Here is a 17,649-nt window from a genome sequence, read left to right as displayed (position 1 = left end):
ACGGACGATATGAACCGAATTAGCATAAGCGAGGCCTGGTCCTATGCGACCGGCTTTTTCAGCGGGCAGGCGGTCCATCACGCGATCGTGCTGATCGGCGTCGGCATCGCGGCGCCGCTGATCCTCCAGCTCCTGCTGGGCGGCGGCGCGACGATGTTCGATCCGGCGGCCATGGCCGAAAACAGCGCCGGCCTGGTCGCGGCGATGGGGGCGACGGGCGTCCTGCTCGGCATCGTCAACTATGTGCTCCAGACGGGCAGCTATTTCGCGTCGTGGCGGATCGGCCTGACCAATGGCGGCGAGCCGGTCGGCGCGGCGCTCGGCTATGGAATGATCGCTTCGTTGCCGGTGCTGTTGCTGGCGGTCGTGGTGGTCCTGCTGCTCGGCATCATCGGTTTCCTGTTCTTCGGCAGCGCTCTGACGACGCTGGCGAGCGGGGGCGAGCCGAGCAGTTCGGCGCTGATGGGAATCGGCGTGGCATTCTTTCTGATCGCGCCGCTGTTCCTGCTGTTCCTCGTCTGGCTCGCCGCGCGCCTTTGCTGCACCGGCCCCTATATGGCCGACCAGCGCAGCTATAACGTGCTCGCCGCGCTCGGCGCTTCGTGGCGGATGACCGCCGCGTCGCAGTGGAAGATTTTCGCCTATTTCATCCTGCTCGGCGTCGCGCTGATCGTGATCTTCATGATCCTGGGGATGATCGTCGGCGTGTCGCTGCTGGCCGGCGGCGCGCCGGGCACCGGGTCGATGCTCGGCCTGATCATCGGCGCGATCCTGCTCAGCGTCCCGATGGCCTATCTGCAGGTCGGGGTGCCAGCGGGCCTCTATCGCGCGCTGGGCGGGACCAACCGGAGCGACGTGTTCGCCTGATCTGCGACGCGAGGGAAGGCGGTCCGACCGTGGAGCCGCCTTCCGTCCGTCAGCTCCATTTGGCGACCGGCGGCAGGCTCATCAGGATCGCGTCGATATTGCCCCCGGTGCGCAGTCCGAACAGCGTGCCGCGGTCGTAGACGAGGTTGAACTCGGCATAGCGGCCGCGCCAGACGAGTTGCGCCTCGCGGTCCGCGTCGGTGAACGGCTGGTTCATCCGCCGCCGCACGATCTGCGGGAAGATGTCGAGGAACGCTTCGCCGACCCCGCGGGTGAATTCGAAGTTGCGGTCGAATTCGGCGTCGTCGCCGCATTCGAGATGGTCGTAGAAGATGCCGCCGACGCCGCGGGAAACGCCGCGGTGCGGGATGAAGAAATAGTCGTCGGCCCATTTGGCGTAGCGCTGATAGACATCGGGCCCGAAGGGCGCGCAGGCCGCGCGCAGCCGCGCGTGAAAGGCGTCGGTATCCTCGGCATAAGGAATCGGCGGGTTGAGGTCGGCGCCGCCGCCGAACCAGCGCTTCTGGGTGACGAGGAAGCGCGTGTTCATATGGACCGCGGGGACATGCGGATTCGCCATGTGCGCGACGAGGCTGATGCCGGTGGCGAAGAAGCTGGGGTCGTCGCCCGCGCCGTGGATCGACTGGGCGAAATCGGGCGCGAAACGGCCGCCGACGGTCGAGACGTTGACCCCGACCTTCTCGAACACCTGCCCCGTCATCACCCCGCGCACCCCGCCGCCGCCTTCGCCGGGGGCGAGCCCCTCGGCCTCGCGGTCCCAGGGCGTGTAAGCGAAGCGGGCGTCGCTGCCGGCTTCGGCCTCGATCGCCTCGAACGCGGCGCAGATCCGGTCGCGCAGCGACTCGAACCAGTCGCGCGCCGCCTGTTGCTGGGGATCGAGCGTGATCATGCGGGAAAGCCTTTCGTCTGCCTGAGCGCTTCGGCGAGCGCGATGCCAGCCGCCACCGCGACATTCAAGGACCGAAAGCCCGGACGCATCGGAATCGCGACCCGCGCCGCCGCGGCATCATGGACATGGGGCGGCGCTCCTGCGGATTCGCTGCCTAGCAGCAGCGTGTCGCCGGGCTGGAAATCGAAGGCGGGAAGGGGAGTCGCTCCGGCCGTCGTCAGCAGCACCAGCCGCTTCCCTTCCGCTGCGCTCCACGACCGGAACGCGGCCCAGTCGGCGTGGCGCCGGCTGTTGGCGCGCGTGGCGTAATCCATGCCGGCGCGTTTCAGCGCCGCATCCGAAAAGGGAAAGCCGCACGGCTCGATGATGTGGACCGCGACGCCCAGGCAGGCCGCGGTGCGCAGCGTCGTGCCGACGTTGCCCGCGATCTCGGGCTGGAACAGCGCCAGGTCCATGTCGCCGCCATAGCGCCGGCCCGGCAGCGAATCGAGAGGCGAGGGGCCAAGCCCGCCGCATTGGCGGAAAAGGGGAAATTGCCTGTTGGCAAGGCGGGTATGTGCGGCTATCAGGCCGGCAATTCCCGGAGGGGCCGCCGGGGCTGCGTCGTTTCGCGCGCATGCATCAGGGGCGGGTCATTCCTTTTCCGGGAACTTTGTCAGTTCACCCATGCAAGGGCAGTCGAATGGCCAGTGAAACCGAAACCTCCGCCGGCATCGAAGATGGCGTGCGGCGCCGGGACTTCATCAATATCGCGGCAGTGAGTTTTGCCGGAGTCGGGTCCGTCGCGGTGGTTCTTCCCCTGGTCAATCAGATGAATCCGTCCGCCGACGTGCTCGCGCTGTCGTCGACCGAAATCGACATTTCGGCGATCCAGCCGGGGCAGTCGATCAAGACGAGCTGGCGCAAGCAGCCGGTGTTCGTCCGCAACCTCGTTCCCGCCGAGATCGCCGAGGCGAACAAGGTGCCGCTCAGCGAACTGCGCGACCCCGAAACGCTGGCCGAGCGGACCAAGGTGGGCAAGGAGAACTGGCTGATCACGCTCGGTGTCTGCACGCACCTCGGCTGCGTTCCGCTGGGCGCCGCCGAAGGCGAGCCGCGCGGCGATTTCGGCGGCTATTTCTGCCCGTGCCACGGATCGCACTACGACACCGCGGCGCGCATCCGCAAAGGTCCGGCACCCAAGAATCTGGTCGTGCCGCCCTATGATTTCACCAGCGACACTGTCGTGACGATCGGCTGAGGAGCGAGATAAGATGAGCTTTCCCTGGGCCAACCAGTATCAGCCCCAGCACCCGCTGATGAAGTGGCTGGACGAGAAGCTGCCGATGCCGCGCCTCGTCTACAATGCCATCGGCGGTGGTTATCCGGTGCCGCGCAATCTCAACTATTTCTGGAACTTCGGCGTCCTCGCCGGCGCCGCGCTGGCGATCCAGATCATCACCGGCATCGTGCTGGCGATGCATTATGCCGCCAATGCCGGCGTCGCCTTCGACTCGGTCGAGCACATCATGCGCGACGTCAACGCGGGCTGGTTCATCCGCTACGCGCACATGAACGGCGCGAGCATGTTCTTCATCGTCGTCTATCTCCACATCTTCCGCGGCCTCTATTACGGGTCGTACAAGGCGCCGCGCGAAATGGTGTGGCTGCTCGGCGTCGTCATCTTCCTGCTGATGATGGCGACCGCCTTCATGGGTTACGTGCTCCCCTGGGGGCAGATGAGCTTCTGGGGCGCGCAGGTCATCACCGGCTTCTTCTCCGCCATTCCTGTGGTCGGCGAGCCGGTCCGCGTCTGGCTGCTCGGCGGCTTCGCGCCCGACAACGCCGCGCTCAATCGCTTCTTCTCGCTGCACTATCTGCTGCCGTTCGTGATCGCGGGGGTCATCATCCTCCACATCTGGGCGCTGCACATTCCGGGCTCGTCGAACCCGACGGGGATCGAGGTGAAGGACGAACAGGACACGGTGCCCTTCCACCCCTATTACACCGCGAAGGACGGGTTCGGACTCGGCATCTTCCTGCTCGTGTTCGTCGCGCTGACCTTCTTCGTCCCGAACATGCTGGGCCACGCGGACAACTACATCCCCGCGAACCCGCTTTCGACGCCCGCGCATATCGTGCCCGAATGGTATTTCTGGCCCTTCTACGCGATCCTGCGCGCCTTCACCTTCAACTTCCTGTGGATCGACGCGAAGCTGTGGGGCGTCATCGCGATGTTCGCGGCGATCGCGCTGCTGTTCTTCCTGCCCTGGCTCGACAGTTCGCCCGTGAAGTCGTCGAACTATCGTCCGCTGTACCGGAAGTTCTTCTGGCTGCTCGTCCTCGACGTGTTCATCCTGGGCTGGTGCGGCATGAGCCCCGCCGAGCAGCCCTATGTGATCATGAGCCAGCTCGCGTCGATCTATTATTTCGCGCACTTCCTGATCATTCTGCCGATCGTTTCGCGGATCGAACGTCCCGAACCGATGCCGAATTCGATCACGGAAGCGGTCCTTGCAAAACATGCCGACGCCGCGTCGGCGGCAACGGCCTGAGCGCCGGACTTATATAGGAGCTGATACAGCCATGGTTCGTCCGCTCGGTTTTCTCGTCGGCCTGGGTTTCATTGCCGCGCTGGTGCTCGCGATACTCACGACGCCGCTCACCAATGAGCCCAATGCCTCGCACGAGTTCCATAAACATCCGAAGCATTTGAAGCTCGCCAGTGACGGCCTGGTGCCGCACTGGGACAAGGCGCAGCTTCAGCGCGGGATGCAGGTCTACAAGGAAGTCTGCTCGGCCTGTCACAGCCTTAACCTCGTCGCGTTCCGCAACATTCAGGACCTGGGCTATACCGAAGGCCAGGTGAAGAGCTTCGCCAAGAGCTATGACAATATCCCGTCGATCAACCCGGACACGGGCGAACCGGCGACGCGCACCGGCCTGCCGTCGGATCATTTCCCGGCGCCCTATGCCAACGAGGTCGCGGCGCGTGCGGCGAACAACAACGCGCTGCCCCCCGACCTGTCGCTGATCACCAAGGCGCGCGAAGGCGGCAAGGATTACATCTATTCGCTGCTGACCGGTTTTCAGAACCCGCCGGCGAACCTGCCCAAGGAACTGCGCCCCGGCACCGGGCTGCACTACAACCCCTATTTCGCCAACCTGAACCTCGCGATGGCGCCGCCGCTCGCGGACGGTCAGGTCACCTATGCCGACGGCACCAAGGCGACCGTCGACCAAATGGCGAGCGACGTGACGGCCTTTCTGGTCTGGACCGCCGAACCGAAGCTGGTTAAGCGCGTGCAGGTGGGTTGGGGCGCCTTCATCTTCCTGCTGATCTTCAGCACGCTGACCTATCTGTCCTATCGGAACATCTGGGCCGACAAGGAGCACTGATCGGTGACGGAAGGGCGGCCGCTTGCATGATCGCCCTTCCGCCCCGTCCCGATCTCGACCTCGCGGCGCTCGTCCGCACGATCCCCGACTTTCCGAAGCCGGGGATTTCCTTTCGGGATATCACGACGCTGATTGGCGACGCTGCCGGTTTCGCCGAAAGCGTCCGCCGGCTTTGCGACCGCGCGGCGATCCATCGCCCCGACCTGATCGTGGCGGTGGAGGCGCGCGGTTTCCTGTTCGGTGCGGCGATGGCGACCGCGATGGGGCTGGGGCTCGTTCCCGTGCGCAAGGCGGGCAAACTGCCCGGCATGACGATCGGGGTCGATTACGAGCTCGAATATGGCGTCGATCGGCTTGAACTGCACGAAGGCGCGGTGCTTCCGGGCCATCGCGTCGTGCTGATCGACGATCTGCTGGCGACCGGCGGCACCATCCTCGCCACCGCACAGCTCATGCGCAGCGCCGGAGCCGAGGTCGCCGCCGCGCTGTTCGTGATCGACCTGCCCGACCTCGGCGGTTCGGCGCGGCTGGCAGCCGCCGGGCTGGCATGCGAAACGCTGATCGCCTTCGACGGGGAATAACGGGAATCCGGCGGCGGTTTCGGGGTGGGAAGCGGAGGTTTGGGCCATGCCCCGTTTTCTCCTCCCGCAGGCGGGAGGGGCAGCGAGGCTTACGAACTTGTTCGTTAGACTCTGATGACTTTGGATTGACCCACTTCGTCATTGCGACCCCGGACCTGATCCGGGGGAAGCAATCCAGAGCGGTTTGCGCACATTCCGGATTGCCGCGCGGCTTCGCCGCTCGCAATGACGATTCCATTCGATGTCATCACGCTTTAGTCGCAGCGGGGCGGGCCTTTGCACTGTCGCTGCCCACCCCCAGCCCCTCCCGCCTGCGGGAGGGGAGATGAACGTCGCCCAGGTGCCGAAGCGCGAGCCGTCTCATCCCTGGCGGGGCGGGATCAGAAGGGCAGCCAGCTCTGCTTCTTGCGGAACTTCATATAGCCGACATTGGCGCCGAGCCGCGCCCCGACGCCGACGCGGATCGGGATCAGCACGACGTCGCCGCGGCGCAGATAGGAGGCGTTGAAGCCGCCGAGCAGATAGGCGGCGCCTTCGCCCGCCGGATAGCGCTTGTAGAGATCTTCGCTGTCGAAGAGATTGTAGACGAGCACGAAGGTATTGCCGGCGTTGGCGCCCGCGTCGAAACCGATCGACGGCCCGGTCCAATATGCGGGGCGTTCGCCCTCGACCTTGTGGTACAGCGTTCCCGACCCATAGCGCAGCCCGATGCCGAGCGCGCCGCTGGCCTCGCGGCCGACGATATAGGCGTTGGGTTCGCCCTGCTTGCGCAAAATGTCCTCGATCATCGCGGCGAGCCCTTGCGCGCCCTTGCCGAACACGCCTTCGGCGGCGCCGATCAGGTCGTCCTGCTTGTAGGTCGTGCCGGGCTGGGCGCTGGTTGCCGCCGTCGCCGGATCGGTGGTTGCGGTCGTCGTGTCGGGCGTGGTGCCATATTGCTCGCTGCCCGTCGCGAGGTCGCTGTCATAGGATTCGCTTTCAGGCGCCGTCGAGGGCGTATCGACGGGCGGTGGCGGGGCGGGGTTGTCGAGATCCGAATCGATCGCGGTATTCGGATCGACCGAGGTCATCTGCGCGGCCGCCGGCAACGGCGCGAGCGCCATCCCGATCGACGCGAGGGCCATGGTCGCAAAGGTGGTGAGCGTTCGGCGCATTTCTTCCCCCAACAGCTGTCCGGCCCGCATCGACGGGCCGAAGGTCGCGTTAATCATGACTCGCTTTGGTCTTCGGGCAATGAACCGGCGATGACCCGAGTCGAATTTGCGTTGGACCGAATCGCGCGGGCCGTCAAATGCGCCGAACGAGCCGTGAAATGCCGAATCTTAGGCGTTGCGGGCTGGCACGGGGCTGGCTATAGGCCCCGCTCAGGCCAACACCGTCGCACTTGCGGCGGGCCATGCGGAGACGTGGGTGAGTGGCTGAAACCAACGGTTTGCTAAACCGTCGTACTGGTAAATCCGGTACCGAGGGTTCGAATCCCTCCGTCTCCGCCACCTTTTCCCATTTGGTCAGCGCCGGCGTTCGAGCCACCAGTTCTGGCGCCAGCCATAGCTGCTGGCGATCGGCCGGCCCGCCGCGTCGGTGGCGGGGCGGAAGCGGAAGCGCTCTTCGATCAGCCGGCAGGTGGTCGAATCGAGCGCGGGGTCGCCGCTCGACCGCGTGACGCGGCAGGCGGTGACGCGCCCGGTCGGCTGGATGGTGAAGCGGACCTCGACTTCTCCGCCGATCTTCGCGCGGCTGGCCGCCTTCGGATAGTCGCTGTCGCGGATCGTGCCGCTGCGCCAGACCGGCCGCGTCCCGCCGCCGGTGCCGTTCCCCGAGCCGCCGGCGCCGGTGCCGTCGCCGCGCCCTCCGGCGCCCGAGCCCGGTCCGGCGACCGGGGCGGCACCCGCCGACGCCTGGCTTCCCTCGCCGGGGCGCGGGGCGGCCGCGATCGGCGGAGGATTCGGCGGTGGAACCAGCGGTTTCGGGGCCGTGGCCGCCGCCGCTTTCGCCTGTTTGTTGGCGGGAGACGCCTTGCCGCTGGCGCTGCGGGACGGGGTCGGCTGCGGGGCGGGAGCGACCTCCGGCTCCGGCCGGGGTGCGGGAATCGCTATGGCCGCGATCGTCTCGCTGGCGCGGCGCACGACCGCAAGATCGAGGCCGCTCGCGAGGCCGAGTCCGATCGCGGCCGCGACCAGCAGCGACGCCGTGCCGGCCGCGACCCGCTCGCCCTTCGATGCCTGCCCCGAATAGACCCCCGAATAGACCATCGTGCGCCGTTCCTTCCGCGCACCCGCGTGCGCCGCGACGACATTCTAGAGAAACTCCTCTAGCGTGGACATGAACCGATCGAACTGGTCGTGATGCAGCCAGTGGCCCGCCTTTTCGAATTCGATCACCTTTGCGGTGCGGAAATGCTCGAGCCGCCCGTCCTTTTCGGGATTCGAGGCCCAGCTGTCGGCGCCGTAGAGAAGCAGCGTGGGGCAGGCGATCGCCGCCCACAGCGACGCAATGTCGTCCTGCGGCATGTCGAAACCCGACCAGACGTTCAGATAATTGTCGAACTTCCAGCTCCAGCTGCCGTCCTCGTTGCGGTTGATCCCCTGCACGGTCAGATGGCGCGCCTGTTCGGGTGTCAGATAGCTGTTCTCCGCCATCATCCGCGCGAGCGCGTCGTCGAGCGTGGCATAACGCTTTGGGATGCGCCCGGCGGCCTGGCGCTTGTCCTCGATCCATTGGCGGAAGCGGTCGGCGACGGGTTTCGCGGCGCGTTCGGCGAGCATCTTGGGCGAAGGGCCGAGTCCCTCGATCGCCACCAGCTTGCGCACATTGTCGGGGTAGAGACCGGTATAGCGCAGCGCGACATTGCCGCCCATCGAATGCGCGACGATCGTCACCGGCGCGAGGTCGAGCTGGTGGATGAGCTGCGCGAGATCGTAGACGAAGGCGTCCATGTCGTAATTGCCGTCGGGCGACCAGGCGCTGTCGCCATGGCCGCGCAGGTCGGGCGCGATGACATGATAACGGTCGCACAGCCTCTCCGCGACCCAATCCCAGCTTCGGCAATGATCGCGGCCGCCGTGGACGAGCAGCAGCGGCGGCGCGTCGTCATTTCCCCAGTCGACATAATGCAGCTTGAGCCGCTGCGAGATGAAGCTGTGCGATGTGGGGCCACTTGCCATCGGTTCGTCCTTGCTGTCTGGTCGCGTTTCAAAAGGCGACCGATTCCGATCCGTCAACCCGCTTTGCGGATCGGGGTGCGGTCGCCGCGCGAAAATCGAGCGAGGAGCAAGGACGGATGACGACGTTTCGGGACAATCTGCTGGCCGGCAAGACGGCGTTCGTGGCCGGCGGAACCAGCGGCATCAACCTCGGCATCGCGAAGCGCTTCGCCGAACTGGGGGCGAAGGTCGCGGTCGCCGGGCGCGATCCCGACAAGGCGGCGCGCGCGGCGGCCGAGATCGGCGCGGGCGCGCTCGGCCTGTCGGGCGATGTGCGCGATTATGATGCGATTCGCGGGGTGATGGAGACGGTCGCCGACAGGCTGGGGGCGATCGACATCGTCATTTCGGGCGCCGCGGGCAATTTCCTCGCCCCGGTGCTCGGCATGTCGGCCAACGCCTTTCGCACCGTCGTTGACATCGATCTCAACGGCACCTTCAACGTCTTCCGGGGGTGTCACGACCTGCTGAACAAGCCCGGCGCGTCGCTGATCGCGATCACGGCGGGGCAGGCGGTCAACGCGATGGCGCTTCAGGCGCATGCCTGCGCCGCGAAGGCCGGGATCAACCAGCTCGTCCGCACGCTCGCGCTCGAATGGGGCCCCGACGTACGGGTGAACGGCATTTCGCCCGGGCCGATCGCCGATACCGAAGGCATGAAGCGGCTGGCGCCCGACGCGGCGACCCGCGAGGCGCATTATGCGCGCATTGCGATGAAGCGGTGGGGCAAGGTCGAGGAAGTGGCCGAATCGGCGGTGTTCCTCTGCTCGCCGGCGGCCGCCTACATCACCGGAACGATCCTCGATTGCGACGGGGGCAGCCAGGTCGGCGATGCGTCGCGCATCGACCAGACCCAAGGCCTGTGACGGACGCGCCGTGCCATGTACGGCGCGGCCAGGTCGGCGGCGATGGGAAGGGAATGGTGGGCGTGGCAAGGATTGAACTTGCGACCCCTGCGATGTCAACACAGTGCTCTACCACTGAGCTACACGCCCACACGTTCTGGGGTGACGCGCCCCTTAATGGGCTTGGCGCAGGCTGGCAAGCCTTTCGCGCGCCCGGCGATGATTATTGTTGGTGCGACCGGTCGGCGCGCCCGAACAGCAGGTCGACCTCGCGCACCAGGTCCTTGAGGTGGAAGGGCTTCGACAGCAGCTTCGCCTGCGGGACATTCTCTTCCGCGCGCAGCGTGACGGCGGCGAAGCCGGTGATGAACATCACCTGCGTCTGCGGCGCCGCCTTCGCGCAGTGCTGCGCGAGTTCGATGCCGTCCATCTCCGGCATCACGATATCGGACAGCAGCAGGTCGAACGTCCCCGAATCGATATAGGGCACCGCTTCGGTGCCGCGGTCGACGGCGGTCACGTGATAGCCGGCGCTGGTCAGCGCATGCGCCAGATATTCGCGCATCACGTCATCGTCTTCGGCCAGCAAAATCCGGATCATGCTGTCAATTCGCCCCCTGGTCATGCGGCGTCGCCCCATGGGATCCTGCCGTCGTCGCGATGCCCGCCATAGTGGCAGAGGCTTAACAAATTCGGTGACGCTGGATTCGCCGGGCGAATTTTGCCACCTTGGCCGCATGCCGCAGCCTATCTTCCAGAGCGCCGCCATCGCTGTCAATCGGCCTGCGGTCAGCGGCCCCGTTCTGGTCTCGGTTCCCCATGCGGGACGTCTTTATCCGCCCGAGATATTGGCGGCGGCGCGCGTCGACCGCGCGATGCTCGAGCGGCTGGAGGATGGCTGGTGTGACCTGCTGGCGGCCGGTGTGACGGCGGCGGGCGGCACGGTCGTCCAGGCCCTGTGGGCGCGCGCGGTCGCAGACTGCAATCGCGGCGAAGGCCAGATGGCGCCGGGCGAGGTCGCGGTGACGCTGCGCCCGCAATTCTCGGCGCCCGGCCGCAAGGAGCGGGCGGGGCTGGGCGTTGTCCCGACGCGCCTCGCCGATTGCGGGCCGCTGTGGAAGCGCCCCATGGATGCGGCCGGCCTGCGCTGGCGACTCGATTCGCTGCACCGGCCCTATCATGCCGCGCTCGCGGCCGAGCTGGCTGCCCTGCGTGCGCGCTTCGGCCACGCGATCCTGATCGACCTCCACAGCATGCCGCCGATTCCGTCGGGTCAGCCGGGGCATGGCGCGCGGATCGTGGTCGGCGACCGTTTCGGCGCGACGGCCGATCCGGCGCTGGTCGATCTGGTCGTCGATGCGGCGGCGGGGCTTGGCGAGCCGGTAACGCGCAACCAGCCCTATGCCGGCGGTCATATCATCCGGACCCACGGCTGCCCCGCGGACGGCCAGCATGCGGTTCAGATCGAGATCGATCGACGCCTGTATCTGGACGGGATGGGCAGACCCGACGCCGCGGGCGTGGCGCGGCTCTCGCGCTGGCTCGCGGAACTGGTCGCCGCCGCAAACAGCCTGTTTTCGGGCGACGAAGGGCTGCCGCAAGCGGCCGAATAAAAAACCACCTCGTACCGAAGTACGAGGTGGCCAGGGTCCAGGGAGGACGCACCCGCGTCATGGGACGGGGCACTCGCCGCAGTGGAAAGGGGGCAACCACGACGGCGTACCGACAATCTAGGACGTTCCGCGCCGCGTTACAAGAAGCGGAAAGAAATAATGTTGCGAAAGAAAACTGGTCGGGGAGAGAGGATTCGAACCTCCGGCCCCTGCCTCCCGAAAACGATGATCCTGCGTGCATCGACGCGAATACGTCACTTCGTTTTCCGTCCAGTGCCGCTTCTTACCTCATGTTCCCGATTCGTCCGCGAATAAGGTTCAATCCGAACCTTGGAGCACTGTCTCCCACCCCTCCTATAGCGGGAGGCGCGTGATGGGCCTCCACGACGAAACCGCCGAACGATTCGAGCGCGAGGGACGTAGGGCCTACCGCGACGGCAAGGCGGGCAATCCGTATCGTGCCGGGACCATGGCCCATAATCGCTGGGCAAAGGGGTTTATGGACGCACGCCACGAAGCCGGAAAGGCCGCATGACCACCCCAGACCTATCTACCCCGCGCGACCTTGAGGAACGCTACCGGCGCCACGGCACAGAGGAGTGGAAGCGCCGCGGATCGGCGCTCGAACATCATCGCTATGCCGAAAAGGTTCATCGCTTTTCGCGCCGGCGCTGCGGATGCGGCTGTAATCGACGGGCGACGCACCGCGGCATGGCGAACGGCATTTGTCTCATCATGGGTTGCGAAATGCGCGTGGCTCGCTGGGTAAGGAATGGAACATGACCGACCTATCCTCATTGATCGAACGGATAGAGAAGAGCGAGGGGGCGGATCGCGAGATTGATCTTGCTATCGCGGTCGCGCTCGACATGCGCCCTGATTGGCTTGCCAAGTCGGGAGGTGAGCTTTGGATTGATCGGTCTGGCGCATATCCAGTCCTTCGTTGGGCGGACGCCTCTGCCGGGAGAAGCCGTGGAAACCCCGGCGTGGACGACCCCGTCAAATTCACAGCCAGCATGGACGCTGTTCGCTCTCTGATCGACCCCAACGACGAATGGGAACTGACGACGCTCTACGGCGTGGCGCGGGCGACTGTCGGCCTCAACCGCGATCACCAGACAAGCTGGCCCGGATATGGCGAGCATCAAGGCGGCGATCCGGTTCGGGCGCTGCTGTCGGCCGCCCTCAAAGCAAGGAACCCCTCCCATGAAGGATGAAGCGACACCCGAGCAAAGCGCGATGGCGCGGCGGATAGTCAACGCCAACTCGAATTACATGGACGGGCTAGACCGGGGCCAGTGTAATTTCAGCGCGCAGGAGGTGATGCAGATCGCCCTCGCAGCCATCATCGAAACGACCGAGCGAGCGGCGGCATATCTTTCGACGATCGAGCCAGACGAGGAAGCCGCTGGCTGTCCGGCGTCATGGGGCGACTTTGTCCAGATAGCGCAGACCAGTTTCCGCGCGGGCAAGCACTACGGGAAGGACCCGCAATGAAGAAATATGCCGACATCAATATGAGCGTCACCGTCGAATTTGAAGACGACGGTGAGAACGCTTTGCCCGACCAGGCGATAGAGGCGCTCATGGATCAATGGAACATCGGCCCGCAAGATTTCGACATGAGCGTGGTCGAGGTCCGAGATACCGAGATGCCCGCTCAAAAGGACGACCAATGACCGACAAGGCAACTGACGTGACCGTGACGCAGGCGGACAGGGACGCTGCAGCGGACTTGCTCACCTGCGATTTGGGCGAGCCGTTGTCTCCGGCTGACAAGTTCCAGTTAGAAAGCATCCGATCCGGACTGGATGACGACGACGATGGTGTCCAAGCCTTCGCCCGCCACCGCCAAGCTCACTCCCTCCCCGGAGACGTCGGGATAGACAATGAGCGCAAAGTCATCCTGCAAAACAAGCGAGTGAACGATGCGATACAAACCGCCCTTGAGCGGGGAGAGTTGACCGTATCGAGCGACGGGTATCTCGCCGCTCTCACCCCTTCGGCGCTGTCTGACGATGCGGGAGAGGGGGAATGAAGTTCATCGTTGACGCCGATCCCGCCGACGCACCCGCTGTGCTCGCCAAGATGATCGAGGAAATCCCGATGTTCGCCCAATCGCGCGGCCCTGGTTGGGGCTGGTCCTATCGCATCAACGGGAAGGATTATTTCATCCGACAGACCAAGACCGGATTGTCGGCCGCCCATCAAGGAGCCGGTGAACCATGAGTAACCTGATCGAACGGCTGCGGCACGAAGCGCGTCTCTCTATACTGATTCCTTCATGCGACGAATCGGCACTGGAAGCGGCGGTAGTTGATTTAGCTGCTCTCGCCCACCAAGCCGCAGAGGAAATCACCACGCTCCGCGCCGAGAACGCCCGCCTTAAATACCGCACGGATGGAGGGGTGTGATGGGCGCTCGAATCTATGGAAAGATGGAGCGTCACCTTGGCCTTGAGGCGGATGACGACCTTTTTGCCAAAGCGATGGTCAGCATCTGCGATGGCTTCCCGCCTGACTGCTCTTATGCGCACACCTGCCTTCACGACGGTGATTGCTTCAAGAGTGGTAATCCTGCGTTGCGCGCGGCGCGCGTCATAGAGGCGATGGCGAGCAGGGCCGAGGGTTCAGAGCGTGTCCATATTCTCGCTGCCGCGCGCTGGCTCCGACAGGACGGGGCAAGCATCGGTAGCGCCGAAGTGCTACCCTTTACCACCACGAAAGGGACCGACAATGGCGGATGATCTGGAATGGTCTGATGCGGATCGCGATGCGGCAAAGAGAGCATGGAATGCCATTGCCGACGAGTTCAACCAATGGGACGCGCTTTCGCTGGAAGAGGCGGTATCGTGGATAGTCAGCTTCGCGCGCCATCGCATGGCGTCCACAGAATCCCTCCGCGCCGAGAACGCCCGCCTTACCGAAGAGAGGGATGCGCTGGTGGAGGCGGCCGAATATCTGATTGGTCAGTTCAAAAAGGTATCGCGGGGCGTGGCTGTTCGCGACCTTGACGAAGCGCTCGGCGCCTACGATTCCGCCATCGCCAAGGTCAAAGGAGGCACCGATGCGCGATAAGCTGGCAGAGGTGATAGCGGAGGCGCTAACCAGCGAGGCGATGCTAGGTGCATTATGCGCTGGCGGGCCGTCATCGGCGGATATTATCGCTTCCGCGGTCCGGGAATATCTCGGGAGCGATGAGGTGCTGGATAGGGCTGCGGTCGCGTTTGCCGAAGATCTTCATAATCCACTTCGCGCCGCCCTATCCTCTATCATGGAGCAGAGCGATGGACGCTGTGGCCTGCTGCCGGTTTGATGGACACCGAGATAGGTTCATTCAGGCTACCCCAGCTTCGCGTTCGAAGTCGATAGGACTGAGGTAACCCAGGGTCGAGTGACGCCGGGTCGGGTTGTAGAAGCATTCGATATAATCGAACACGTCGGCCTTCGCCTGCGCCCTCGTGCGGTAGACCTTCTTCCCGATCCGCTCGGTCTTGAGCGAGGAGAAGAAGCTCTCCATGGCGGCATTATCCCATACATTGCCGGACCGGCTCATCGAGCAGGTGACCCCATTATCGGCCATGAGCCGCTGGAACTGCTCGCTGGTATATTGGCTTCCCTGATCCGAGTGATGCAGCAGCGCGTCGGGCTTGCCGCGCCGCCAGATCGCCATGATCAGCGCGTCGGTGACGAGCTGTGCCGTCATGTTGACGCTCATCGACCATCCGACCACCCGGCGCGAGAACAGGTCGATCACCGCGGCGACATAGAGCCATCCCTCGGCTGTCCAGATATAGGTGAAGTCGGCCACCCACTTCTGGTTCGGCCTGTCGGCCGTGAACTGGCGATCGAGCACGTTGCCGGCGATGACCGAGCGATCGCCATGATCCTTGGGAAGCCCGCGTCGCCGCGGCCTGGCTCGCAGACCCTGTGCCCGCATGAGCCGTTCGATCCGGTGCAGGCCGCAGGATATCCCGTCGGCCAGCAGGTCGTGCCAGACACGGCGCGCACCATAGGTGCGATAGCTTCCTACATGGCTGGCGCGGACCTTCGCACCGATCACCTCGTCGTCGCGGGCACGCTGCGACGGCGGGCGGATCAGCCAGGCATGGAAGCCGCTTCGCGAGACACCGAGCGCCCCGCACATCCATGCCACCGGCCAGATCCCTCGGTGCTTCGCGATGAACTGGAACTTCATATCGAGTCCCTCGCGAAGTAGGCGGCGGCTTTTTTTAGGATGTCGCGCTCCGCCTTCAGCTTGGCCAGCTCGCGCCGCAGGCGATCGATCTCCATCTGCTCCGGCTTCATCTGACCGTGACCGGGAAAGGCATGACCCGGATCGGCGGCAAGCTCCCGAACCCATTTACGCAGCACGTTCGCATGCACATCCAGATCGCGCGATGCCTGGGCGATCGTCACCCCGCGTTCGCGGATCATCCTCACCGCCTCAAGCTTGAACTCGCGGCTGAACTTCCTTCTTTGCATTGTGGACCTCCGATAGGTGGAAACACCCTATCTCGGTGTCCACCAAACCGGCAGCAGGCCACTGAGACGATTGCCAAGGGACTGAGCGAGGCGCAGAGACTTTACGTGAAGGAAGGGCCTCACACGCACTGGACACCGACACGGCGGGCATTGATCAAGCAAGGGCTGGTTGCCGACAAGAGCGGCGCGCTGACGGCCCTTGGCCTCGCCGTCCGCGCCATCCTAAAGGGGGAATGATGGGCAAGATGCTTTCGATCCTTGTCCCGGCCGCGCTTGCCGGTGGCTTCGTTGGTGCCGTCACTGGCATGGGTGGCGCCTCCGTAGGCGAGGGGGCGGAGGGCAACGCATGCATCGCGTCCGTGCATGATGGGGACACTTTTCGAACTTGTTCCGGTGAGCGCGTCCGCCTCGTCGCCCAAAGCGGCCCCATGGACGCGCCCGAGCTTCCCGGGAGCCCGCGGTGCCATCGCTGCGACCCTGCGCCTGGCATCGCCGCGAGAGACCGCCTGAGGGTGATCCTGCGGCAGCCGGCCAAGTTGCATTGCAACGGGACCGATCGCTACAAGCGCGCCCTCTGCCGCGTCACAGTCAATGGGAAAGACGTCGGCGATCAACTCGTGCGCGAGGGCCACGCTGTCATCCGGAATGACTGGCGGTGAGCGATGGAACCGATAGCCGGAAATAAGGTGGCGGGGTATCCTTTCGGAGCACGCGCGCTGCGTCGTGCCGGCCTGTCGTGAAAGGGAATAGCGACCATGGCCTTGCCCGCCGGGGCCAGCATGCCACAGGCCGAATTTTAATCAAGCCCCGCACCCTTTCTCGCGCCTGCGCGTTTCTCCATCTCAGTTCGTCGCGCCGTGATCCGCTCGACGACTTCTTTGCGCTTTATGCAAGGAAAGGAGAGGCGTCATGGATAAGCGACGCGTGTCACCCGATGTCTATGAATGGCACCCTCGCACCGTGCTGGTTCCCCGGATCGGTATGCTGGTCACGCGGCACGATGCGAACATGCGCCTCATCCTGCCCGGACGCTACATGGTGCGCCGATCGCGGACGATGGGGCGGATGGTCTATCGGCGCGTCCGAGATATGGAGCGTGCGTATCCGACTGGAAGAAACTGAACGGATCGGTTATAGCCCCCGCGTTGCGGAGGGGGCCGACGGGTCGCCGTAACACAAGCCGCGAGCCGGTTTCGGACGTAGCGCCCGGGGTAGTCGTCCACTCTGCATTGGGCCTCGCGGTTGACATAGGGCCACAACCCGAGAGCAAATTGTGCTTTCCGCAAGTTACTCTCTCGGCTCGCACACCGCCCGCCACCGAGCATTATGCTCGCCGATCTGATCGCGCAGCGCATCGCTGTCCGCCTTGTTGCCGTCGTCGTGCACCTCGCGCCCTTCGGCCTGCGCCGCGTCCCGCTCGACCTTCGGCACCAGCGTGTAGGGCAGCGGCGCGTCGATCAGGCAATGATCGCTAACAGTCTTCGGGGTTGGTTGCATCGAGCAGGCAGTCGTCATGGCGCACAGTAGGGTCACTGCGATAATGTTGCTTTGCCGCATTGGCTTTCTCCACATTCCTGATGATGTCGGCTTGGGTCTGGGCGCGCTCGGTGACAGCGCCCTTTTGCTCGGCGGTCTCGGTGAGCGTGTCGACGACATGCAGCGCCGTGACGCCAGCGATCACCAGCAGGCCGACCGCGACGAGGATCATCACCGCCTTGTTCGGGGTCGCGAGGGTGGCGAACCATTCGGTGAGGCGGGTCATGCGCCG

The 17,649-nt window shown here is 64.9% G+C and carries 28 protein-coding genes and 2 tRNA genes; 20 read left to right on the top strand and 10 right to left on the bottom strand.

The features are described 5' to 3' along the window. The first annotated feature begins 9 nt into the window (after positions 1 to 9). Positions 10 to 867 (top strand): hypothetical protein, encoded by an 858-nt coding sequence (locus tag C3E99_RS08400; protein WP_076075241.1) that lies wholly within the window; start codon positions 10 to 12, stop codon positions 865 to 867. Between the two features lie 49 nt (positions 868 to 916). Here the strand turns inward: C3E99_RS08400 and hemF are convergent, their stop codons facing one another. Next, positions 917 to 1,777, bottom strand: a complete 861-nt coding sequence (gene hemF / locus C3E99_RS08395; RefSeq protein ID WP_076075244.1) for an oxygen-dependent coproporphyrinogen oxidase — start codon at positions 1,775 to 1,777, stop codon at positions 917 to 919. Then, complete coding sequence (locus tag C3E99_RS08390; protein ID WP_067183481.1) at positions 1,774 to 2,232, bottom strand: tRNA (cytidine(34)-2'-O)-methyltransferase; 459 nt, start codon at positions 2,230 to 2,232, stop codon at positions 1,774 to 1,776. Before C3E99_RS08390 ends, hemF begins: the two co-directional genes overlap by 4 nt. 227 nt (positions 2,233 to 2,459) lie before the next feature. Here C3E99_RS08390 and petA point away from each other — a divergent pair, with 227 nt between their 5' ends. The 4 genes from petA to C3E99_RS08370 are packed head-to-tail and all read left to right on the top strand — an operon-like array spanning position 2,460 to position 5,736. Beyond that, a complete protein-coding gene (gene petA / locus C3E99_RS08385; RefSeq protein WP_067106747.1) occupies positions 2,460 to 3,017 on the top strand; it encodes a ubiquinol-cytochrome c reductase iron-sulfur subunit in 558 nt (185 codons plus the stop codon). Positions 3,018 to 3,030: 13 nt separating this feature from the next. Then, a complete protein-coding gene (locus tag C3E99_RS08380; RefSeq protein WP_067106745.1) occupies positions 3,031 to 4,311 on the top strand; it encodes a cytochrome b in 1,281 nt (426 codons plus the stop codon). 31 nt (positions 4,312 to 4,342) lie between these two features. Then, positions 4,343 to 5,155 (top strand): cytochrome c1, encoded by an 813-nt coding sequence (locus C3E99_RS08375; protein ID WP_067106743.1) that lies wholly within the window; start codon positions 4,343 to 4,345, stop codon positions 5,153 to 5,155. 26 nt (positions 5,156 to 5,181) lie between these two features. Beyond that, positions 5,182 to 5,736 (top strand): adenine phosphoribosyltransferase, encoded by a 555-nt coding sequence (locus C3E99_RS08370; protein ID WP_104959689.1) that lies wholly within the window; start codon positions 5,182 to 5,184, stop codon positions 5,734 to 5,736. 380 nt (positions 5,737 to 6,116) lie between these two features. On the opposite strand, the gene C3E99_RS08365 is transcribed toward C3E99_RS08370, so the two are convergent. Continuing rightward, the gene (locus C3E99_RS08365; protein ID WP_076077820.1) at positions 6,117 to 6,890 is read right to left on the bottom strand and encodes a DUF1134 domain-containing protein; all 774 of its coding nucleotides are present in this window, start codon (positions 6,888 to 6,890) and stop codon (positions 6,117 to 6,119) included. A gap of 246 nt (positions 6,891 to 7,136) precedes the next feature. Between C3E99_RS08365 and C3E99_RS08360 the strand changes: the two genes are divergently transcribed. Then, positions 7,137 to 7,229: transfer RNA gene (locus C3E99_RS08360), tRNA-Ser, on the top strand. 15 nt (positions 7,230 to 7,244) lie between these two features. On the opposite strand, the gene C3E99_RS08355 is transcribed toward C3E99_RS08360, so the two are convergent. Together C3E99_RS08355 and C3E99_RS08350 are read right to left on the bottom strand one after the other, a co-directional pair. Beyond that, entirely contained in the window at positions 7,245 to 7,988 is a 744-nt protein-coding gene (locus C3E99_RS08355; RefSeq protein WP_104959688.1) for an energy transducer TonB, read from the bottom strand. Between the two features lie 45 nt (positions 7,989 to 8,033). Beyond that, positions 8,034 to 8,900: an alpha/beta fold hydrolase gene (locus C3E99_RS08350; RefSeq protein WP_076075248.1), complete on the bottom strand. Its 867-nt coding sequence runs from the start codon at positions 8,898 to 8,900 to the stop codon at positions 8,034 to 8,036. Between the two features lie 116 nt (positions 8,901 to 9,016). Here C3E99_RS08350 and C3E99_RS08345 point away from each other — a divergent pair, with 116 nt between their 5' ends. Next, entirely contained in the window at positions 9,017 to 9,805 is a 789-nt protein-coding gene (locus tag C3E99_RS08345; protein WP_076075250.1) for an SDR family oxidoreductase, read from the top strand. A gap of 54 nt (positions 9,806 to 9,859) precedes the next feature. Here C3E99_RS08345 and C3E99_RS08340 read toward each other — a convergent pair. Next, positions 9,860 to 9,934 (bottom strand) — tRNA-Val (locus C3E99_RS08340). Positions 9,935 to 10,007: 73 nt separating this feature from the next. Continuing rightward, the gene (gene cpdR, locus C3E99_RS08335; protein WP_076075253.1) at positions 10,008 to 10,385 is read right to left on the bottom strand and encodes a cell cycle two-component system response regulator CpdR; all 378 of its coding nucleotides are present in this window, start codon (positions 10,383 to 10,385) and stop codon (positions 10,008 to 10,010) included. Between the two features lie 94 nt (positions 10,386 to 10,479). Here cpdR and C3E99_RS08330 point away from each other — a divergent pair, with 94 nt between their 5' ends. From C3E99_RS08330 to C3E99_RS19705, 11 genes are all read left to right on the top strand, one after another. Then, entirely contained in the window at positions 10,480 to 11,397 is a 918-nt protein-coding gene (locus tag C3E99_RS08330) for an N-formylglutamate amidohydrolase (RefSeq protein WP_234002646.1), read from the top strand. A 373-nt stretch (positions 11,398 to 11,770) separates the two neighbouring features. Then, positions 11,771 to 11,932: a hypothetical protein gene (locus C3E99_RS19975; RefSeq protein WP_199775081.1), complete on the top strand. Its 162-nt coding sequence runs from the start codon at positions 11,771 to 11,773 to the stop codon at positions 11,930 to 11,932. A gap of 244 nt (positions 11,933 to 12,176) precedes the next feature. Then, positions 12,177 to 12,614, top strand: a complete 438-nt coding sequence (locus tag C3E99_RS08320) for a hypothetical protein (protein WP_104959686.1) — start codon at positions 12,177 to 12,179, stop codon at positions 12,612 to 12,614. Next, positions 12,604 to 12,894: a hypothetical protein gene (locus C3E99_RS08315; RefSeq protein ID WP_158682215.1), complete on the top strand. Its 291-nt coding sequence runs from the start codon at positions 12,604 to 12,606 to the stop codon at positions 12,892 to 12,894. The genes C3E99_RS08320 and C3E99_RS08315 overlap by 11 nt, the downstream gene beginning before the upstream one ends. Further along, the gene (locus C3E99_RS08310; RefSeq protein ID WP_104959684.1) at positions 12,891 to 13,076 is read left to right on the top strand and encodes a hypothetical protein; all 186 of its coding nucleotides are present in this window, start codon (positions 12,891 to 12,893) and stop codon (positions 13,074 to 13,076) included. Before C3E99_RS08315 ends, C3E99_RS08310 begins: the two co-directional genes overlap by 4 nt. Further along, positions 13,073 to 13,435 carry a hypothetical protein gene (locus C3E99_RS08305; protein ID WP_104959683.1) on the top strand — a complete coding sequence of 121 codons (363 nt, stop codon included), beginning with the start codon at positions 13,073 to 13,075 and terminating at the stop codon, positions 13,433 to 13,435. The genes C3E99_RS08310 and C3E99_RS08305 overlap by 4 nt, the downstream gene beginning before the upstream one ends. Beyond that, complete coding sequence (locus C3E99_RS08300) at positions 13,432 to 13,626, top strand: hypothetical protein (protein WP_104959682.1); 195 nt, start codon at positions 13,432 to 13,434, stop codon at positions 13,624 to 13,626. Before C3E99_RS08305 ends, C3E99_RS08300 begins: the two co-directional genes overlap by 4 nt. Further along, a complete protein-coding gene (locus tag C3E99_RS19710; protein ID WP_158682213.1) occupies positions 13,623 to 13,811 on the top strand; it encodes a hypothetical protein in 189 nt (62 codons plus the stop codon). The genes C3E99_RS08300 and C3E99_RS19710 overlap by 4 nt, the downstream gene beginning before the upstream one ends. Further along, positions 13,811 to 14,143: a hypothetical protein gene (locus C3E99_RS08295; RefSeq protein WP_158682211.1), complete on the top strand. Its 333-nt coding sequence runs from the start codon at positions 13,811 to 13,813 to the stop codon at positions 14,141 to 14,143. The genes C3E99_RS19710 and C3E99_RS08295 overlap by 1 nt, the downstream gene beginning before the upstream one ends. Next, positions 14,133 to 14,474 carry a hypothetical protein gene (locus C3E99_RS08290; protein WP_104959680.1) on the top strand — a complete coding sequence of 114 codons (342 nt, stop codon included), beginning with the start codon at positions 14,133 to 14,135 and terminating at the stop codon, positions 14,472 to 14,474. The genes C3E99_RS08295 and C3E99_RS08290 overlap by 11 nt, the downstream gene beginning before the upstream one ends. Continuing rightward, complete coding sequence (locus tag C3E99_RS19705; protein WP_158682209.1) at positions 14,464 to 14,712, top strand: hypothetical protein; 249 nt, start codon at positions 14,464 to 14,466, stop codon at positions 14,710 to 14,712. Before C3E99_RS08290 ends, C3E99_RS19705 begins: the two co-directional genes overlap by 11 nt. Before the next feature lie 21 nt (positions 14,713 to 14,733). Here the strand turns inward: C3E99_RS19705 and C3E99_RS08285 are convergent. Next, positions 14,734 to 15,881 (bottom strand): IS3 family transposase gene (locus C3E99_RS08285; RefSeq protein ID WP_104959270.1). Its coding sequence is split into 2 segments (ribosomal slippage): positions 14,734 to 15,623 and positions 15,623 to 15,881, totalling 1,149 coding nucleotides; the frame shifts between segments, so codons are not numbered across the junction. 233 nt (positions 15,882 to 16,114) lie between these two features. Between C3E99_RS08285 and C3E99_RS08280 the strand changes: the two genes are divergently transcribed. Beyond that, on the top strand, positions 16,115 to 16,540 hold the full coding sequence (locus C3E99_RS08280) for a thermonuclease family protein (RefSeq protein ID WP_324787716.1): 426 nt from the start codon (positions 16,115 to 16,117) through the stop codon (positions 16,538 to 16,540). A 250-nt stretch (positions 16,541 to 16,790) separates the two neighbouring features. Next, positions 16,791 to 17,003, top strand: a complete 213-nt coding sequence (locus C3E99_RS08275) for a hypothetical protein (protein WP_104959679.1) — start codon at positions 16,791 to 16,793, stop codon at positions 17,001 to 17,003. A 165-nt stretch (positions 17,004 to 17,168) separates the two neighbouring features. On the opposite strand, the gene C3E99_RS08270 is transcribed toward C3E99_RS08275, so the two are convergent. Next, on the bottom strand, positions 17,169 to 17,378 hold the full coding sequence (locus tag C3E99_RS08270; RefSeq protein WP_158682207.1) for a hypothetical protein: 210 nt from the start codon (positions 17,376 to 17,378) through the stop codon (positions 17,169 to 17,171). Continuing rightward, positions 17,353 to 17,643 (bottom strand): hypothetical protein, encoded by a 291-nt coding sequence (locus C3E99_RS19970; protein WP_199775080.1) that lies wholly within the window; start codon positions 17,641 to 17,643, stop codon positions 17,353 to 17,355. Before C3E99_RS19970 ends, C3E99_RS08270 begins: the two co-directional genes overlap by 26 nt. Positions 17,644 to 17,649: the final 6 nt, after the last annotated feature.

Origin of the sequence: Sphingopyxis sp. MG, from assembly GCF_002953155.1 — a bacterium.
Taxonomy (GTDB): domain Bacteria; phylum Pseudomonadota; class Alphaproteobacteria; order Sphingomonadales; family Sphingomonadaceae; genus Sphingopyxis; species Sphingopyxis granuli.
This window is presented reverse-complemented; position numbering and strand designations above follow the sequence as displayed.

Coding starts and splice junctions, on each gene's coding strand:
- C3E99_RS08400 (WP_076075241.1), top strand. CDS start 10: ATGAACCGAATTAGCATAAGCGAGGCCTGGTCCTATGCGACCGGCTTT.
- hemF (WP_076075244.1), bottom strand. CDS start 1,777: ATGATCACGCTCGATCCCCAGCAACAGGCGGCGCGCGACTGGTTCGAG.
- C3E99_RS08390 (WP_067183481.1), bottom strand. CDS start 2,232: ATGGACCTGGCGCTGTTCCAGCCCGAGATCGCGGGCAACGTCGGCACG.
- petA (WP_067106747.1), top strand. CDS start 2,460: ATGGCCAGTGAAACCGAAACCTCCGCCGGCATCGAAGATGGCGTGCGG.
- C3E99_RS08380 (WP_067106745.1), top strand. CDS start 3,031: ATGAGCTTTCCCTGGGCCAACCAGTATCAGCCCCAGCACCCGCTGATG.
- C3E99_RS08375 (WP_067106743.1), top strand. CDS start 4,343: ATGGTTCGTCCGCTCGGTTTTCTCGTCGGCCTGGGTTTCATTGCCGCG.
- C3E99_RS08370 (WP_104959689.1), top strand. CDS start 5,182: ATGATCGCCCTTCCGCCCCGTCCCGATCTCGACCTCGCGGCGCTCGTC.
- C3E99_RS08365 (WP_076077820.1), bottom strand. CDS start 6,890: ATGCGCCGAACGCTCACCACCTTTGCGACCATGGCCCTCGCGTCGATC.
- C3E99_RS08355 (WP_104959688.1), bottom strand. CDS start 7,988: ATGGTCTATTCGGGGGTCTATTCGGGGCAGGCATCGAAGGGCGAGCGG.
- C3E99_RS08350 (WP_076075248.1), bottom strand. CDS start 8,900: ATGGCAAGTGGCCCCACATCGCACAGCTTCATCTCGCAGCGGCTCAAG.
- C3E99_RS08345 (WP_076075250.1), top strand. CDS start 9,017: ATGACGACGTTTCGGGACAATCTGCTGGCCGGCAAGACGGCGTTCGTG.
- cpdR (WP_076075253.1), bottom strand. CDS start 10,385: ATGATCCGGATTTTGCTGGCCGAAGACGATGACGTGATGCGCGAATAT.
- C3E99_RS19975 (WP_199775081.1), top strand. CDS start 11,771: ATGGGCCTCCACGACGAAACCGCCGAACGATTCGAGCGCGAGGGACGT.
- C3E99_RS08320 (WP_104959686.1), top strand. CDS start 12,177: ATGACCGACCTATCCTCATTGATCGAACGGATAGAGAAGAGCGAGGGG.
- C3E99_RS08315 (WP_158682215.1), top strand. CDS start 12,604: ATGAAGGATGAAGCGACACCCGAGCAAAGCGCGATGGCGCGGCGGATA.
- C3E99_RS08310 (WP_104959684.1), top strand. CDS start 12,891: ATGAAGAAATATGCCGACATCAATATGAGCGTCACCGTCGAATTTGAA.
- C3E99_RS08305 (WP_104959683.1), top strand. CDS start 13,073: ATGACCGACAAGGCAACTGACGTGACCGTGACGCAGGCGGACAGGGAC.
- C3E99_RS08300 (WP_104959682.1), top strand. CDS start 13,432: ATGAAGTTCATCGTTGACGCCGATCCCGCCGACGCACCCGCTGTGCTC.
- C3E99_RS19710 (WP_158682213.1), top strand. CDS start 13,623: ATGAGTAACCTGATCGAACGGCTGCGGCACGAAGCGCGTCTCTCTATA.
- C3E99_RS08295 (WP_158682211.1), top strand. CDS start 13,811: ATGGGCGCTCGAATCTATGGAAAGATGGAGCGTCACCTTGGCCTTGAG.
- C3E99_RS08290 (WP_104959680.1), top strand. CDS start 14,133: ATGGCGGATGATCTGGAATGGTCTGATGCGGATCGCGATGCGGCAAAG.
- C3E99_RS19705 (WP_158682209.1), top strand. CDS start 14,464: ATGCGCGATAAGCTGGCAGAGGTGATAGCGGAGGCGCTAACCAGCGAG.
- C3E99_RS08280 (WP_324787716.1), top strand. CDS start 16,115: ATGATGGGCAAGATGCTTTCGATCCTTGTCCCGGCCGCGCTTGCCGGT.
- C3E99_RS08275 (WP_104959679.1), top strand. CDS start 16,791: ATGGATAAGCGACGCGTGTCACCCGATGTCTATGAATGGCACCCTCGC.
- C3E99_RS08270 (WP_158682207.1), bottom strand. CDS start 17,378: ATGCAACCAACCCCGAAGACTGTTAGCGATCATTGCCTGATCGACGCG.
- C3E99_RS19970 (WP_199775080.1), bottom strand. CDS start 17,643: ATGACCCGCCTCACCGAATGGTTCGCCACCCTCGCGACCCCGAACAAG.